The organism is Streptomonospora nanhaiensis, from assembly GCF_026642255.1.
In the GTDB taxonomy this organism is placed as follows: Bacteria; Actinomycetota; Actinomycetes; order Streptosporangiales; family Streptosporangiaceae; genus Nocardiopsis; species Nocardiopsis tropica.
On record NZ_CP113264.1, the window covers coordinates 5,955,799 to 5,971,529 of the forward strand.

A 15,731-nucleotide genomic window follows, 5' to 3' on the forward strand; every position below is an offset into this window, starting at 1 on the left:
TCTCCTGACAGGACGCGCGGTGGGTTCCGGCCCGCCGCGCTCGGGGCCGTGGACGGCGGTCGGCCTCAGGCGAGGTCGAGCGCCTGGGCCGCGGCGAGTGCGTCGACGGGGACGGTGGTGGCGGAGGAGGCTCCGGCCAGCGCCCAGTCGGGGTCCTTGAGGCCGTTGCCGGTGACGGTGCAGACCACGCGGCTGCCGCGCTCGACCCGACCGGCCTCGACGGCCTGCAGGAGCCCGGCGACACTGGCGGCGGAGGCCAGCTCGACGAACACGCCCTCCTCCGCGGCGAGGAGCTTGTAGGCGGCCATGATCTGGCGGTCGGTGACCTTGTCGATCAGGCCGCCGGACTCGTCGCGCGCCTGCTCGGCGAGCTTCCAGGAGGCCGGGTTGCCGATGCGGATCGCCGTGGCGATGGTGCTCGGGCTGGTGACGGGGGCGCCGTTGACGATGGGCGCGGAGCCGCTGGCCTGGAACCCGAGCATGCGCGGGCTGCGCGACGAGATCCCGTCGCGGGCGTACTCCGTGTAGCCCATCCAGTAGGCGCTGATGTTGCCCGCGTTGCCCACCGGGATGCAGTGGACGTCGGGGGCGTCGCCGAGGGCGTCCACGATCTCGAACGCGGCGGTCTTCTGGCCCTGGAGCCGGTACGGGTTGACCGAGTTCACGAGGGCGACGGGGTAGTCGACGCTGAGCTTGCGGGCCAGCTCGAGGCAGTCGTCGAAGTTGCCGTCGACCTGGAGCAGGCGCGCCCCGTGGACGAGCGCCTGGGCGAGCTTGCCCATGGCGATCTTGCCCTGGGGCACCAGCACGGCGCAGGTCATGCCCGCGCGGATGGCGTAGGCCGCGGCACTCGCGCTCGTGTTGCCGGTGGAGGCGCAGATGACGGCCTTGGCGCCGTCCTCGGCCGCCTTGGAGATGGCCATCGTCATGCCGCGGTCCTTGAAGGAGCCCGTGGGGTTGAGCCCCTCGACCTTGAGGAAGACCTCGCAGCCCGTGAGCTCGGAGACGCGCGTGGCCGGCAGCAGGGGCGTGCCGCCCTCCTGGAGGGTGACGACGGGGGTGTTCTCGTTGACGGGGAGGCGGTCGCGGTACTCCTCGACGATGCCTCGCCACGCCCGTGCCATGCTCACGACTGAGTCCCTTTCGGGTGGATGCGGCTTCGCTTGACGCGCGGTGGATGCGGTGGGGTCGCCACGGGGACGCTGTCGAGCCCCGGGGCCCCGACCAGCTACGAGTCTACGACCCCCCACATACTATCTCGAATCGCGGTCGTTGGCGTCTCATCATGTGAAATCTGCGGGCGCGGCACGGAGGCCGCGCGGACGCTCCGCGCGGCCTGGTCCCGCGCCCGGGGCCGCACGGTCGCGGCCCCGGGCCGGGGGTCAGTCCGAGAAGGTCTCCACGCGCATCACGCTGGCCACCTCGCGGACCATCTCGTGCCCGCGCAGCACCTCGACGGTGGAGCTGAGCGCGGCGTCGGGGGCGGGGTGGCTGACGAGCACGAGCTGCGCGTCGTCCCCCGTCCCCTCCTGCCGGACGTTCTTGATGGACACCCCGTGGTCGGCGAAGATCTCCGCGACCTTGGACAGCACACCGGGACGGTCGGCCACGTCCAGCGCCACGTGGTAGCTGGTGATGGTGTGGCCCATGTCGTGCACCGGCAGCCCCGTGTCGTGCGCGCCCTCGGCCACCGAGGTGCGCGCGAGCCGGTTGCGCGCCACCGCGACCAGGTCGCCCAGGACCGCGCTCGCGGTGGGGGTGCCGCCCGCGCCCGCCCCGTAGAACATGAGGCGGCCCGCCGACTCGGCCTCGACGAAGACCGCGTTGTAGGCCTCCTTGACGCTGGCCAGCGGGTGCTCGACCGGCAGCATCACCGGGTGGACGCGCACGCCCACCGACTCCCCGTCCTCCGAGCGCTGGCAGATCGCCAGGAGCTTGACCACGCAGCCCATCGCCCTCGCGCTGGCGATGTCGCCGGCGGAGACGCCCGTGATGCCCTCGCGGTGCACGTCGGCGGCGGTCACCTGCTGGGTGTGGAAGGCCAGCCGCGCCAGGATCGCGGCCTTGGCCGCGGCGTCGAAGCCCTCCACGTCGGCGGTGGGGTCGGCCTCCGCGTACCCGAGGGACTGGGCCTCCTCCAGGGACTCCGTGAAGCCCGCGCCGAGGGAGTCCATCCGGTCGAGGATGTAGTTGGTGGTGCCGTTGACGATGCCCAGCACGCGGTGGACCCGGTCGCCGGCGAGCGAGTCCCGCAGCGGGCGCAGCAGCGGGATCGCCCCCGCCACGGACGCCTCGTAGTACAGGTCGACCCCGGCCTCGCGGGCGGCCCTGTGCAGGGTCTGGCCGTCCTCGGCGAGCAGTGCCTTGTTGGCCGTCACCACGGACTTGCCCGACTTGACCGCGGCGAGGATCAGGGAGCGGGCCGGTTCGATCCCGCCGATCACCTCGACCACGAGGTCGATGTCGGGACGCGTCACCAGGGCCGTGGCGTCGGTGGTCAGCAGCGCCGGGTCGACCCCGCGGTCGCGGTCGATACGACGCACCGCGATCCCGCCGATCTCGATCGGCGTGCCCACCCGCGCGGCCAGCTCCTCGGACTGCTCGTTGACCAGGCGGACGACTTCCGAACCCACAACGCCGCATCCGAGCAGCGCCACCTTCATCGCCATTTGGGCGTGACTCCCACTTCTCTCGTGTCCCTGCCTCGGGCGGCGGCGCCGCCCCGGAGTGGACTGTTCAGCCGACGTCGAGGCGGAGCAGGTCCTCCTCGCTCTCCCTGCGCACGATGACGCGTGCGCTCCCGTCCCTGACCGCCACCATGGCCGGCCTGGGCAGATGGTTGTAGTTGCTCGCCATGGAGTAGCAGTAGGCGCCCGTCGCGGCCACCGCCACCAGGTCCCCCGGCCGCAGGTCCGCCGGGAGGTAGAGGTCGTGCACGATGATGTCGCCGCTCTCGCAGTGCTTGCCGACCAGGCGGGACAGCATGGGAGCCGCGTCGCTCTCCCGGGACACCAGCTGGCTGGTGTACTCCGAGCCGTACAGGGCGGTGCGGATGTTGTCGCTCATCCCCCCGTCGACGCTCACGTAGGTGCGGATCCCCTCGACGTCCTTGACGGTACCGACCTCGTAGACGGTGATCCCGGCCGGGCCCGCCAGTGCGCGCCCCGGCTCGACGGCGATGCGCGGCATCGGCAGGCCCGCGTCCTCGCACTCCCTGCGCACGATGGCGGTCAGGCCCGCGGCAATGGCCGACGGGTCGAGGGGGTCGTCGCCGGAGGTGTAGGCGATGCCCAGACCGCCGCCCAGGTCGAGCTCGGCGAGGGTGACGCCCAGGTCCTCGTGGACGCCGGTGAGGAAGCGCGCGACGCGGCGGGCGGCCACCTCGAACCCGGAGGTGTCGAAGATCTGCGAGCCGATGTGGGAGTGCAGGCCCACGAGCTCGATGTGGGACGCGTCGAGGACACGGCGGACGGCCTCGCCCGCGGCCCCGGTGCTCAGCGCGAAGCCGAACTTCTGGTCGTCGTGCGCGGTGGCCACGAACTCGTGGGTGTGCGCCTCGACGCCCGTGGTCACGCGGATGAGCACCTTCGGGCGGACGCCGAGACCGGCGGCGACGGACTCCAGCCGCTCGATCTCGTCGAAGGAGTCGACGATGATCCGTCCCACGCCGGCCTCGGCGGCGCGGCGCAGCTCGTGGACGGACTTGTTGTTGCCGTGCATGCCGATGCGCTCGGCGGGGACGCCCGCGGCCAGGGCGACGGCGAGCTCGCCGCCCGAGCACACGTCCAGCTTGAGGCCCTCCTCGACGACCCAGCGGGCGACGGCCTTGGTGAGCAGCGCCTTGCCCGCGTAGTAGACGTCGGCGTCGGAGAACGCCGTGCGGTAGTCGCGCGCACGGCCGCGGAAGTCCTCCTCGTCCATGACGAAGAGGGGCGTGCCGTACGTGGCGGCGAGTTCGCGGACGCCGACGCCGCCGACCACGACCTCCCCGCCGGAGCGGCGGGCGGTCGCCGGCCAGACCCGGGGGTCGAGGTCGTTGAGGTTCTCCGGCGGCAGGGGCGGGTTGTCCTCCGGCAGGACCTCCGCGTGGCGGGATCCGGCGGGGTGGGCGTAGCGGCTCATGATGGGCTTTCGGCTGGAACTGTACGTCTGTGCGGGTCGGCGGGCCCCCGGCGGCGGGGCCCGGGCCCATTGTCCACCGACCCGATCGGAACGATGGGGACGGGTGGCCCCGGGAGGGACGACGGGGCGTCTACAGCCTTGTGGGCGCTGACACCCCGAGCAGGAAGAGCCCGGTGCGGAGGACCCCGGCGACGGCGGCGGGCAGTGCCGTGCCCGTGTCCGGGTCCTGGGCGCCCCGCTCCGCCGGTCCGGCGGCCGCGTGGGGACACGCCCGCCACTCATCGTAGGCACTGGCCAGCGCTTCCAGGTATCTCACCAGGATATGGGGTTCCTCTCGGCGCGCGGCCGTGTCCAGCACGCCGGGCCCGTCGAAGAGGAGTCCGCGCACGGCCGCCGCGTGCTCGGGGCACGCGGCGGGGGGCGGCGCCCCCTCCGCCGTCCAGCGCCCGCGTGTGACGGCGTGGGCGTGGGCGTGGCGCAGCCGGAAGGCGGGGTTGGCGTCGGTGAGGCGGACCCAGGCCCCCGGGTACTCGGCGGAGGGCAGGACGGGCAGGTCGCGGCCGGTGGTCTCGGTGTCGCGGGGACGTTCGGGGACCGACCGGCAGAAGGCGACGCGCGCGCTGTCCTCCCCGACGGCGCCGAGGACGCGCGCCGCGGGGGTGAGGAGTTCGCTGCGGTCGCCGTCCAGGTAGGGGTCGCGCCAGGACACCTCGGCGGTACCGGGGCCCGGCGGCGGGGTGCGCGGCCCGGTGGCCAGGGCGATGCGCCCCCGTGCGTCGGCCCGGGCGAGCCTGCGGGCCTGGGCCACCGGCCCCGCCTCGTGCAGTGCGGTCCGCGGCCACTCCCCCTCGCCGTCCCAGTCGCGGCCGGTGAGGAAGCGGGGGCCGTCGGCGGCCTCGGCGACCAGGGCGTCCCTCTGGCCGTCGGTGAACGTGATGTTGAGGAAGCCGCGCCCGTCGCCGAGGACCCGGGCGAAGTCGGCCAGGCCCTCTTCGCGCATGCTCTCCAGCTGCGCGGCCACAAGGCCGGAGACCAGCACGTGGTGGCGCCGCCCGCGCCCCCCGCCCGGGGGGAGCCGCGCGGCGACCTTCCCGACCAGGCGCGGCGCCAGCGCGGTGGCGGCGTCGGCGCCCCCGTCCGCCTGGTCGTGGCGCGGCCACACGAACGGCACCTCGTCCGGCGGGAGGTCGAACGCGCGGGCGGCGGCCTCGCGGAGCACGGCCTCCAGGCGCCCGGGGTTCATTCGGGGCCCCCGGCCCCGTCGACGAGGCCGCGGATGACGTCGATCAGCGCGTCGGGGTCGAACGGCTTGGTGACGTAGGCGTCGACGCCGATCCGCTCGCCGCGCCGCTGGTCGTCGGCCTGGGTGCGGGCCGTGACCAGGATGATGGGGCAGTGCCGGGTGCGCGCGTCGGCGCGCAGCCGCTCGGCGGCGGTCCAGCCGTCCATACGGGGCATCATCACGTCCATCGTGATGACGTGGGGGGCGATGTGGGCGGCCCGGTCGAGGCAGTCGCGTCCGTCCACGGCGGTGAACACCTCGAACCCCTCCAGTTCGAGGTTGAGGCGGATCAGTTCCCGGATCACGTCGTCGTCCTCGACGACGAGAACCCGTGTGGGTAGGGCGTTCACGGGCGTGACACTACCCCCGCGCGGCGACACGGCACCACCGGAATCCGCCGATCGGCGCGCCCCTCCCCGGTGCGTCCCGAAGCGGTGGACGAAGGGCCCCGGTCCCCTGCTACAGTTGTTCACGCAAGCCAGCCCCCTTAGCTCAGGGGATAGAGCATCGGCCTCCGGAGCCGGGTGCGCAGGTTCGAATCCTGCAGGGGGCACGCGGGCGCGTCAGCGCCGTAGTGGAGACGACCAGCGGGAACACTGTTCCCAGCTGGTCTTTTTCTTTTCCGGGAGGTCGTCCGACCCGGTGCGCCGCCCTCTGCAGGGCCAAGGCCGCGCACGGAGGCGACGGATTCCGAGGGGAACGGACCCGCCTGGCAGGGGGACGGGGTCCCCGAATCCTGGTGACGGTCCTCACGGGGCCGGTGGGAGCGGTGAGCGACACATGGTCGGGCACAGGGCGAACGAGCGGCTCGCGGGCGAGCTCCGGCGGCGGATCCGGGCCGGGGACCCCGCCCCCGGGGAACCGCTGCCCTCCGGGGCCGAGCTGGCCGAACGCCACGGCGCGGACCCGGCGGCCGTGCGCGGGGCACTGGTGATCCTCCGCGCCGAGGGCCTGGTCGGGGACCGTCCCGGCCGGGGTCCCGTGGTGCTCGCACCGCGGCGCGGGGTGCTGCGGAACGACGAGCGCCACCAGTGGGAGAAGGACCGGGCGCGTACGGACCTCCGGGAGCGGCGCTCCACCGGCGCGACCGAGAACGACACGGGATCCGTGGTGGACGACCTGGTGTTCAGTGCCCGCTACACGCGGGTGGTGGCCGATGCCGGCCTGGCGGAGGCGCTGGGGGTGCCGGAGGGGACCGCGCTGCTGGAGCGCGTCTACCGGACCCGCCACCGCGACGAGGACGCGCCGTTCGGCCTCACCTCGTCCTACATCCCGATCGACCTGCTGGAGTCCGAGCCCGCGCTGCTCGACGAGTCCGCGGAACCGTGGCCGGGAGGCACGCAGAGCCAGCTGCGCACCGTCGGCGTCGAGGTGGACCGCGTGGAGGAGAGGGTGACGGCGAGGCCGCCCACCCCCGACGAGGCGGAGGAGCTCGGGCTGGGTGAGGGCGTCGCCGTGATGGTGCTCAGGAAGGCCTCCACCGACACGCGGGGCAGGGTCGTGGACTGGTCCGAGGTCGTCCTCCCGGGCGACCGCGCCGAGGCGGTCTTCACGACGCGGCTGGAGCGGTGGTAGCCGTGCCCGGGATCGTCTCCGTCGTCACGGCGGTCCACGCGCCGGGCGCCCGGTTCCTGCCCGAGGCCTACCGCTCCCTCGCGGAGCAGCGGCTGCCCGGGGGGTGGGACTGGCAGTGGGTCGTCCAGGAGGACGGTGAGACCGACGAGGTCCGTCCCCTCCTGCCCGGCGACCCCCGGGTGAGCTTCGGGCAGGGGCGGCCCGGCCGGGCGGGCATGGCCCGCACGCTGGCGCTGTCCCGGGCGGAGGGCGAGTTCGTCAAGGTGCTGGACGCCGACGACCAGCTGACGCCCGGGGCCCTGGCCCGGGACCTCGCCGCGCTGACGGGCGGCTCGGGGGCCGCGTGGGCGGCGTCGGCGGTCCTGGACCTGCTGCCCGACGGCTCCACCGAGGGTTTTCCGGGGGATCCCGCCGAGGGGCCCGTCGAGCGCGGGTCGGTCCTGTCGAGCTGGCGGGCGCACGACTTCCTGGCGCCGGTGCACCCGGCGACGCTCTGTGTGCGCCGCGACCTGCTCCTGGCCCTGGGCGGGTGGATGGCGCTCCCGGCGTCGGAGGACACCGGGCTGCTGCTGGCGCTGGACGCCGTGAGCCGCGGGTGGTTCACGGCGGAGCACGGCCTGCTGTACCGGAAGTGGCCGGGCCAGGTGACCGCCGCGGCGGCGCACACCGACCGCGGGGAGCGTGCGGCGCGCATGGCCGTGGTGGAGGCGCGGGCGCTGTCCCTGGCGCGGACCGGCTGGGACTTCGTCCCGCCCCGGGGCTAGTCCGCGCTCCGCGGACCGTTCCGGGCCCGCGCCCGACGGGCCCTCCCGGAGCGTCCGCGGAACACGCCCCGGACGCCGGCGGCGGTCGGCCGGTACGCCGACCGCCGCCGGCGTACCGGGCCGGGGCTCCGGCCGGGAGGGGCGGGCCGACCGCCCGCGCGGGCACAGCCCCCGCGGTGGGCGCGCTGTCCGGGTTCAGGCCTTGGCGATCGGCCACGAGCCGTCGACGACCGCCTCGGGGTCCCGCCCCCTCCGCAGGTAGGCCTGGAAGGACGCCGCCTGGTCGGCCTTCCAGCCGATCTGGGCGGCGTGCAGGTCGTCCACGCCCATCTCGGCCAGCTCGGGGTGGGCGGCGGCGAGCTTCCAGGCCAGGCGGGCCGCGGCGAGCGCGTCGGCGGAGGCCCCGTGGGCCTGCTGCTCGTCCAGCGGCACGCCGTGGTGCGCGCACACGTCCACCAGCTTGCGCCCGCCCCTGCGGTAGGGGTCCATCTGCTTGTCCAGCACCAGGGGGTCCACGACGCGCAGCTGCCCGAAGAAGCTCACCCCCGAGCCGTGCCGTTCCAGTTCGGCGGAGAGCAGGCCGAGGTCGTAGGGGGCGTTGTAGATCACCACGGGCAGCCCCTCCACGACGGCCCGCTCCAGGGAGGCGCTGATCTCGGCCACCACCTCCGCGGCCGGGCGGCCGTGCTCGCGGGCGTGCCCGGTGGTGATCCCGTGGATGGCCGCGGCCTCCTCGGGGATCTCGATGCCCGGGTCGGCCAGCCAGGTGGTGGCGTCCTTGGTGCGGGCGCCGGGGTCGATCCGCCACAGGGCGGCGGTGACGATCCGGTCGGCGGCCAGGTCCAGTCCGGTGGACTCGAAGTCCAGGGCGGCCATCGGTTGCATGTGCCAGGTCATGACGTCCTTCGGGTCGGCTGGTTCCTACCTTCCCGCACCTGGCGTCCCACACCGGGGACGCGGGGGTCCCGGGGCCGCCGCGGCCGGCCCTCCCGGGCGGGCGGCGCCTCCCGGGGAGGGCCCGCCCGTGGTCGCAGACCCGGGACGGCCTCCCGCGCCGGGAGGGGCCGCCGGGAGAACTCGCCGCCGCGCACTGCCGACGCGGGGAACGTCACCCCGGACAGGCGGGGGTGGCGGCCGGGAGCTGGGGTGGGGCCGCAGGGTGTGGAGCGCGGGCGGGGCCCGGGGCGCGCGACCGGGCCGGCCGTGCGAGGGCAGGCCGGAGCGGGCGGGCCCCTGGGGACCCCCCGTCTTCCAGTCAACCGGGGCGGGCGCTGGGGCGCCAGAGCCGGACGCGGCCTGTGGACGACCGTTGTCCGCGCGCTCACGTGTCCCGGCCGGCCCCTCCCCCCGTGAGCACCGCCGCGACCTCGCGCGCGATCCGGACCGCGGACTCCTCCGCGACCTGGGTGGACGCGCCCGCCAGGTGCGGGGTGGCGAAGACCCCCGGGCGCCGCAGCAGCGGGTCTCCCGCCGCCGGGGGCTCGGGGTCGAACACGTCCAGCACCGCTCCGCGCAGGTGCCCCGACTCCAGGGCCCGGTCCAGCGCGGCCGCGTCCACCAGTTCACCGCGCGCGGTGTTGACCAGCAGTGATCCCGGCCGCATCGCCGCGAGCGCCGCCGCGTCCACGATGTGGCGGGTCTCCTCCGTCAGGCGGGCGTGCAGGCTCACCACGTCCGACCCGGCCAGCAGCTCGTCCAGCCCCACCAGGCGGGCGCCCGCGCGGCGCGCCGTCGCGGGGTCGGCGTAGGGGTCGTGGGCGAGCACCGTCGCGCCGAAGGCTCCCAGCAGTTCGGCCACCCGCGCCCCCACCGCCCCCAGCCCGACCAGTCCCACCGTGGCCGCCCGCAGCTCCGTGCCGGTGCGCTCGTACCGGAACCCCTCCGCGTCCCACCGGCCGCGCGCCAGCCCGGCCGCGGCGTCGGGCAGGCCCCGCATGGCGCAGATCATCGTTCCGACGCAGTACTCGGCGACCGCGCCCAGGTTGCGCCCGGGCAGGTGGACCACGGGCACCGACGCCTCGGCCGCCGCCGCGACGTCCACGTTGACGGGGCCGCCCCGGGTCACGCCGATGACCCGCAGGGTGCCGCGCCCCGCCTCGACCACCTCGCGTGTGACCGGCGCCAGGTGGGTGACCAGGGCGTGCGCGCCCCGGGTCAGGGCGGCCAGCGCGGCGGGGTCCCCGGAGGCCTCCCTGACCCCGTCCACGTCGGCGAAGGGCGCGGTGGGCCAGTCGGAGTCGACGCGGTCGATCGTGGCGGGGAGGGCGTGCCGCCGGGCGCCGCCCGCCAGTTCGGCCTCCAGCGCCCCGGCGAGCAGGTCGGCGGAGATGAACCTGTCCCCGGCGCAGACCAGGCGAAGGGTGTCGGTCATCGCAGTCGCTCCCCCGTTCCGGGGTCGAAGAGGTGGACGTGTTCGGGCCGTGCCCCGATCAGGACGGGGGCGCCCGGGTCGAGGGAGGCCCCGCCGGGCGTCTGGACGACGAACCGGCCCGGGCCCCCTCCTCCCGCCTCCGGCGGGTCCTGCCCGGCGAGGTCGACCGTGGCCAGTCCGAACTCCATGAGGTACTCGAACACGCCGACGGTCGCGCTCAGCGCGGGCCGCGCCGACCCCCGCCCGACGAGCTCGCAGTCCTGCGGGCGCAGCCCCACCTGGACCCGGGTGCCCGCACGGGCGCGGGAGGCCGTGGGCAGGGTCCCGGCCCCGCCGATGCGGACGGCCCCGCCGCCGTCCGCGACCGTGCCCCCGACCAGGTTGATCGAGGGTTCGCCCACGAAGTCGGCGACGAACCGGTCGGCGGGGTCGTCGAAGACCTCGTCGGGGGTGCCGAACTGCCGGATCACACCGCCGTCCATGACCGCCATCCGGTCCGCGAGGCTGAGCGCCTCCAGCTGGTCGTGGGTGACCACGATGGTCGTGTAGCCGAACTCGCGCTGGAGCACCTTCAGTTCGCGCCGCACCCGCTGGCGCTGCCCGGCGTCCAGGTGGGACAGGGGCTCGTCCAGCAGCAGGACCGGCGGGTTGCGGACCAGGGCCCGCGCCAGGGCCACGCGCTGCTTCTGGCCGCTGGAGAGGCCGGCGGGGCGCAGGTCCAGCAGGTCGGTGATCTCCAGGCGCTCGGCGATCGCGGCCACGCGCGGCCCGACGTCGCGGGCCCTCCGCGCGCGCAGCCCGTACGCCAGGTTCTCCCTCACCGACAGGGGCGGGTAGAGGGCGTAGCCCTCGAAGCCGACGCCGACGTCGCGCCTGCCCGGGGGCAGGTCGGTGACCGCGCGGTCGCCGATGAGGACCTCCCCGGAGGTCACGGTCTCCAGGCCGGCGATCATGCGCAGGGTGGTGGTCTTGCCGCAGCCGGAGGGGCCGAGGAGGGCGACCATCTCCCCCGGTTCGACGGCGAGGTCGATGCCGCGCACGGCCGCGAACGGCTCGCGCCCGCGCGCGGTGTAGGTCTTGTGCAGGTTGCGCAGGGTGAGGCTCCGGGCGGCCCGGGGCGCGGTGTCCGGCGCGGCCGTCATCGCGTCCCCCCGACCGGCAGCGCACTGCCCACCCGGGGCGGGTGCGGGGACCCGTCCCCCGCCGGCCCCGCGAAGACGTGGACGCGTCCCCACGCGACCGCGAGGGTGACGTCGTCCCCCTCCCGGACGCGCGGGTCGTCGGTGACCGTGATGACGGTCCGGCCGGCCACGTCCACGCTCAGCTCGCGGGAGCGGCCGAGGCGTTCGACCAGGACGACCCGGCCGCGCATGGTGAGCTCCCGCCCCGCGCCGTCCGGAGGCGCGGACGGTCCTGCGATCCGCAGGTCCCGGGGGCGCAGCCCGAGCAGGACGCCGTCGGCGCCGTGCGCCTCCTCCGGGAGGGCGACGGTGGCTCCCCCTCCGTGGGTGGTGGCCAGTCCTCGGTGCACGCGGGCCTCCAGCAGGTTCGTCTCGGGCTGTCCCAGGGAGCGGGCGACGAAGGCGTCCGCCGGGGTCTCCCACACCTGGGCCGGGGTGCCGACCTGGACGAGCCGCCCCTCGCGCAGCACCCCGATGCGGTCGCCCAGGGCGAGGGCCTCCTGGTAGTCGTGGGTGACGTAGACGGTCGTGGTGCGCGCCATCCCGCTGAGCTGCTTGAGCTCCGCCCGCATGGCGGCGCGCAGTTTGGCGTCCAGGTGGGAGAGGGGTTCGTCCAGCAGGTAGACGTCGGCCGGCCTGACCAGCACGCGGCCCAGGGCCGTGCGCTGGCGCTGGCCGTTGGACAGCTCGCGCGGATAGCGGCCGAGCAGGTGGTCGATGCCCAGGGTCCGGGTGACCTCGCCGATGCGTGCGCCGCGCTGCTCGGGCGTCCAGGTCCCCAGGCGCCCGGAGCGCAGGGGCGAGGCGAGGTTCTCCGCCACGGTCTTCTGGGGGTAGAGGGCGTAGCTCTCGAAGGCCATCGCCACGTTGCGCTCGTAGGGCTCCACCCCGGTCATGTCGCGACCGCCGATGAGGACGGCGCCGGTGGCCCCCTCCACGAGGCCGGCGACGCACTTGAGGGTGGTGGTCTTGCCCGCCCCCGAGGGGCCGAGGACGACGAAGAACTCGCCGTCGGCGATCTCCGCGTCCAGGCCGTGGAGGGCGGTCTTCCTTCCGTAGCGGGCGCCGAGCCCGCGCAGTTCCAGGGAACTCACGACTTCACCGCCCCGAACGACAGGCCGCGCACGAGATAGCGCTGGATGGACAGGGCCACCAGGAGCGGTGGCAGGGCCGCGATGAGCGCGGCCGCGGCTGTGAGGTTGTAGAACGCCTGCCCGCCGCCGCCGAGGAACCGGGTCACGGCCACGGTCACCGTGGGGTTCTGGCCGCCGGTGAGGATCAGCGGGAACACGTAGTTGTTCCACGCGAAGACGAACGCCAGCAGCGCCGACGCCGCGATGCCGGGCCGCACCAGCGGGAGCGCCACCATGAGGAAGGCGCGGGTGCGGGTGTAGCCGTCCAGGAGGGCCGCCTGTTCGAGCTCCTCCGGCATGTCCTGGAAGTAGGACCGCAGGATCCACACGATCAGCGGCAGGGTGACCAGCTGGAGCACCCAGATCGTGCCGGCGTCGGAGTCGAACAGCCCGAGCTGGTTGTAGATGACGAACAGCGGCACGATCACCATCAGCTCCGGCGCGAACCGGAACGACAGGATGGTGAACATGATGTCCCCGGACCCCCGGTAGGCCCAGCGTCCGGCCGCGTAGGCCGCCGGGACGCCGATGGCGAGGGACAGCAGGACCGCGCCCAGCGAGGTGACCAGGCTGGTGAGCAGCGCCCCGGTGAAGTCGACGCCGGTGAGGCGGACCCCCTCCTCGCTCAGGACGGTGGCGAAGTTGTCCGGGGTCGGGGTGAACACGAAGTAGGTGGAGGTCTGGTCCGCCCTGGACTTGAGGGACAGCAGGACCATCCACAGGATCGGGAACAGCGAGAAGGCGAACCACAGGACCAGCAGGAGGTCGGCCCCGGCGGAGGCCGGGGAGAACCGGCGCCGTCCCGGTCGGCGGGTGGCGGTCACGGTTCAGTCCTCCGATCCGGCCGCGCGGCGCTGGGCCCGGCCCAGGACGGCGACCAGGTAGCGGGCGGTGATGAACACGATCACCCACAGCAGCAGCATGTAGGTGCTGCCGAGGGAGAAGTTCAGGTTGGTGATCGAGTTCTGGAAGGCGCCGATCTGGAGGGTGCGGGTGGCCCCTCCCGGCCCTCCGGCGGTGAGCACGTACACGTGGTCGAAGACCTTCAGCGAGTCCATGAACCGGAAGATCACGGCGACGAGGATGTAGGGCCACATCATCGGCAGCATGAGGCGCCGGAACATGTAGAACCAGCCCGCGCCGTCCACGTCGGACGCCTCGAAGGGCTCCCGGGGCAGCGAGCGGAGCCCCGCCAGGACGAGGACCGCGACGAAGGGGGTGAAGATCCAGACGTCGACCAGCATCACCGACCACAGGGCACGGTCCTCGCTCAGCCAGTCGAAGGTGGAGCCGAGTCCGAGCATGTGGTTGAGCACGCCGAACTGGGGGTTGAACATCAGCCCCCAGATGACGCCGGCGATCACCGGGGCGATCATCAGCGGCAGGATCAGCAGGCGTTCCAGGAGCCTGCCCACGAGGCCGGCGCGGAAGAGCAGCAGCGCGATGCCGACGCCCAGGACCGTCTCGACGGCCGTGGCGGCGAGGGCGTAGGTGGCGGTCACGCGCACGCTGGACCAGAACACCGGGTCGCCGAGGGTCCCGGTGATGTTCCGGAGGCCGACGAACACGGGCTCGGGGACGACGGCCGCGTAGTCGAGGAAGGCGTAGTAGGCGCCCAGGGCGAACGGGTACAGGATGCCCGCGATGACGAGGACGGCGGGGACGGACAGCAGGTAGGGCCGGAGCCCGCGCCGCCAGGCGGGCACCCGGCGGACGGGGGCGCCGCCCCCGGGCCCGTCCCCCTCCGCCTCCGGGGGTGCGGTGGTCGTGCTCACGTGCTCGTCCCCCTCACTCGGTGTCGAGCGCGTCGGTGCTCGCCCGCGCCAGCGCGTCGAGCCGTTCCCCGGCGTCGTCGCCCGCGTAGATGTCCTGGAGCGCCACCGCCCAGTTCTCGGTGTTCTCGAAGAACTGCGTCTGCGGTGTGAAGTGGATCCTCGTGGAGTCGATGACCCTCTCGAAGGTCTCCTGGTAGCCGGAGAACTCGCCGAGGCCCGCCTTGAACGCGTCCTCGAACACGGACTCGCGGGTGGGGTCGGCGAACCCCAGCTCGCCGGTCTGGACGGCCTGGCTCTGGGCGTCCCTGCCCGTGGCCCACTGGATGAACAGCCAGGCGGCGAGCTTGTTGCGGGACGCGGAGCTCATGGCCAGCGACCACGTCCACAGGTTGGTGTCGTAGTTGCCGTCGGGTCCGGCCGGTCCCGGGTGCCAGGCGAGGTTGCCCGCCTCGGCGCTGTTGCCCGCGATGTTCTGGGGGTAGGTGGCCGAGTCCGCGTCGTAGACCATCATGGCCGTGCCCGACCCGAGGTCGGCGGTGCAGTCGGGGTAGTCGTAGGTGGTCCAGGAGGTGGGGCCGGCGTCGCGCGCGAGGTCGACCCACTTCCGGGTGAAGCCGACGGCGGCCTCCGAGTTCATGGCGGCCACGAGCCGGTCGCCCTCCAGCGTGTAGTCGACGCAGCCCTCCCTCGTGAACTGGGTCATGAACCCGGGGTGGATGGTCGCCCAGGAGCGCGATCCCCGGAAGGCGAGGCCGTAGGTGTTCTCCGAGCGGTCCGTGAGGTCGACGGCCAGTTCGCGGAGTTCGTCGAAGGTCTCCGCCGGCCGGATGCCGCGCCGGTCGAACTCGGCCTTGTTGTAGCAGATCACGTTGGTCTCGAAGCCCCACGGGACGGCCCACTGCCCTCCTGTGCCCAGCGGGCTCCCGGTGGTGAAGTCCCAGGAGGTGGAGGTGCGCAGGCCCTCGTAGATGTCGTCGAAGTCGTACTCGTCGCTCGTGGCGGACTCGTTGTCGATCCAGGGGCGCAGGTCCTCCATCCAGCCGGGCGGGCCGTAGGTCCAGATGAAGTAGGCGCCGGTCATGAACGCGTCGTAGTTGCCCGCGCCGCTGGCCAGCTCGGTGTTGAGGCGCGTGTAGTAGTCGGCCTCCGCGACGAGGTCGGCGTTGACGGTGATGCCGGTCAGCTCCGTGAACTGCGCGAGGAGGGGCTGGAAGGCCACCTGGTAGGGGTGCGGGGTCTGGAGCACGGAGATCTCGGCGCCCTCGGCCTTGCGCCAGTCGAACGCCCCGGTGACCTCGCCGGCCCCGTTCTCGCCGCCGGCGATGCTGCCGGTGCCCAGTCCGCACCCGGGCAGCAGGACCGCTCCCGCCGCGGCCGCGCCGCCCGCGCCCAGGAGGCCCATGGCACGGCGCCGGGACAGGTCCGGCGCTCCGGGCGGGCCGGGGACGAGGGGGGATCCGGGGGTACGCGGGGGGCGGCGGTTCCTTCTGGGGTTCATGGTGCTCTCCAGTCGGTGGTGGGGGGTGGC

General features: G+C 74.2%; 14 protein-coding genes and 1 tRNA gene. 3 read left to right on the forward strand and 12 right to left on the reverse strand.

The window, feature by feature from the left end:
- Positions 1-65: 65 nt before the first annotated feature.
- From thrC to OUQ99_RS25690, 5 genes are all read right to left on the reverse strand, one after another.
- Entirely contained in the window at positions 66-1,124 is a 1,059-nt protein-coding gene (thrC, locus tag OUQ99_RS25670; protein ID WP_267950499.1) for a threonine synthase, read from the reverse strand.
- Positions 1,125-1,382: 258 nt separating this feature from the next.
- A complete protein-coding gene (locus OUQ99_RS25675; protein WP_267946349.1) occupies positions 1,383-2,669 on the reverse strand; it encodes a homoserine dehydrogenase in 1,287 nt (428 codons plus the stop codon).
- Between the two features lie 67 nt (positions 2,670-2,736).
- Positions 2,737-4,122: a diaminopimelate decarboxylase gene (gene lysA, locus OUQ99_RS25680; protein WP_267946350.1), complete on the reverse strand. Its 1,386-nt coding sequence runs from the start codon at positions 4,120-4,122 to the stop codon at positions 2,737-2,739.
- A 130-nt stretch (positions 4,123-4,252) separates the two neighbouring features.
- Positions 4,253-5,365: a DALR anticodon-binding domain-containing protein gene (locus tag OUQ99_RS25685; protein ID WP_267946351.1), complete on the reverse strand. Its 1,113-nt coding sequence runs from the start codon at positions 5,363-5,365 to the stop codon at positions 4,253-4,255.
- Entirely contained in the window at positions 5,362-5,754 is a 393-nt protein-coding gene (locus tag OUQ99_RS25690; protein WP_267946352.1) for a response regulator, read from the reverse strand. The genes OUQ99_RS25685 and OUQ99_RS25690 overlap by 4 nt, the downstream gene beginning before the upstream one ends.
- 131 nt (positions 5,755-5,885) lie before the next feature.
- On the opposite strand from OUQ99_RS25690, the gene OUQ99_RS25695 reads away from it, so the two are divergent.
- From OUQ99_RS25695 to OUQ99_RS25705, 3 genes are all read left to right on the forward strand, one after another.
- A tRNA-Arg gene (locus OUQ99_RS25695) sits at positions 5,886-5,957 on the forward strand.
- A 227-nt stretch (positions 5,958-6,184) separates the two neighbouring features.
- Positions 6,185-6,979: a GntR family transcriptional regulator gene (locus OUQ99_RS25700; RefSeq protein ID WP_267946353.1), complete on the forward strand. Its 795-nt coding sequence runs from the start codon at positions 6,185-6,187 to the stop codon at positions 6,977-6,979.
- Positions 6,973-7,743, forward strand: coding sequence for a glycosyltransferase family 2 protein (locus OUQ99_RS25705; RefSeq protein ID WP_267946354.1), 771 nt, complete (start codon positions 6,973-6,975; stop codon positions 7,741-7,743). The genes OUQ99_RS25700 and OUQ99_RS25705 overlap by 7 nt, the downstream gene beginning before the upstream one ends.
- Before the next feature lie 195 nt (positions 7,744-7,938).
- Here OUQ99_RS25705 and OUQ99_RS25710 read toward each other — a convergent pair whose 3' ends face one another.
- The 7 genes from OUQ99_RS25710 to OUQ99_RS25740 form a co-directional block, all read right to left on the reverse strand.
- Positions 7,939-8,640 carry an exonuclease domain-containing protein gene (locus tag OUQ99_RS25710; RefSeq protein WP_267946355.1) on the reverse strand — a complete coding sequence of 234 codons (702 nt, stop codon included), beginning with the start codon at positions 8,638-8,640 and terminating at the stop codon, positions 7,939-7,941.
- Between the two features lie 424 nt (positions 8,641-9,064).
- Positions 9,065-10,114: an NAD(P)-dependent oxidoreductase gene (locus OUQ99_RS25715; protein ID WP_267946356.1), complete on the reverse strand. Its 1,050-nt coding sequence runs from the start codon at positions 10,112-10,114 to the stop codon at positions 9,065-9,067.
- On the reverse strand, positions 10,111-11,256 hold the full coding sequence (locus OUQ99_RS25720; RefSeq protein WP_267946357.1) for an ABC transporter ATP-binding protein: 1,146 nt from the start codon (positions 11,254-11,256) through the stop codon (positions 10,111-10,113). Before OUQ99_RS25720 ends, OUQ99_RS25715 begins: the two co-directional genes overlap by 4 nt.
- A complete protein-coding gene (locus OUQ99_RS25725) occupies positions 11,253-12,389 on the reverse strand; it encodes an ABC transporter ATP-binding protein (protein WP_267946358.1) in 1,137 nt (378 codons plus the stop codon). The genes OUQ99_RS25720 and OUQ99_RS25725 overlap by 4 nt, the downstream gene beginning before the upstream one ends.
- Positions 12,386-13,252 carry a carbohydrate ABC transporter permease gene (locus OUQ99_RS25730; protein WP_267946359.1) on the reverse strand — a complete coding sequence of 289 codons (867 nt, stop codon included), beginning with the start codon at positions 13,250-13,252 and terminating at the stop codon, positions 12,386-12,388. The genes OUQ99_RS25725 and OUQ99_RS25730 overlap by 4 nt, the downstream gene beginning before the upstream one ends.
- Before the next feature lie 3 nt (positions 13,253-13,255).
- A complete protein-coding gene (locus OUQ99_RS25735; protein WP_267946360.1) occupies positions 13,256-14,203 on the reverse strand; it encodes a carbohydrate ABC transporter permease in 948 nt (315 codons plus the stop codon).
- Between the two features lie 13 nt (positions 14,204-14,216).
- Positions 14,217-15,701: an extracellular solute-binding protein gene (locus OUQ99_RS25740; protein WP_267946361.1), complete on the reverse strand. Its 1,485-nt coding sequence runs from the start codon at positions 15,699-15,701 to the stop codon at positions 14,217-14,219.
- Between the last annotated feature and the right edge of the window lie 30 nt (positions 15,702-15,731).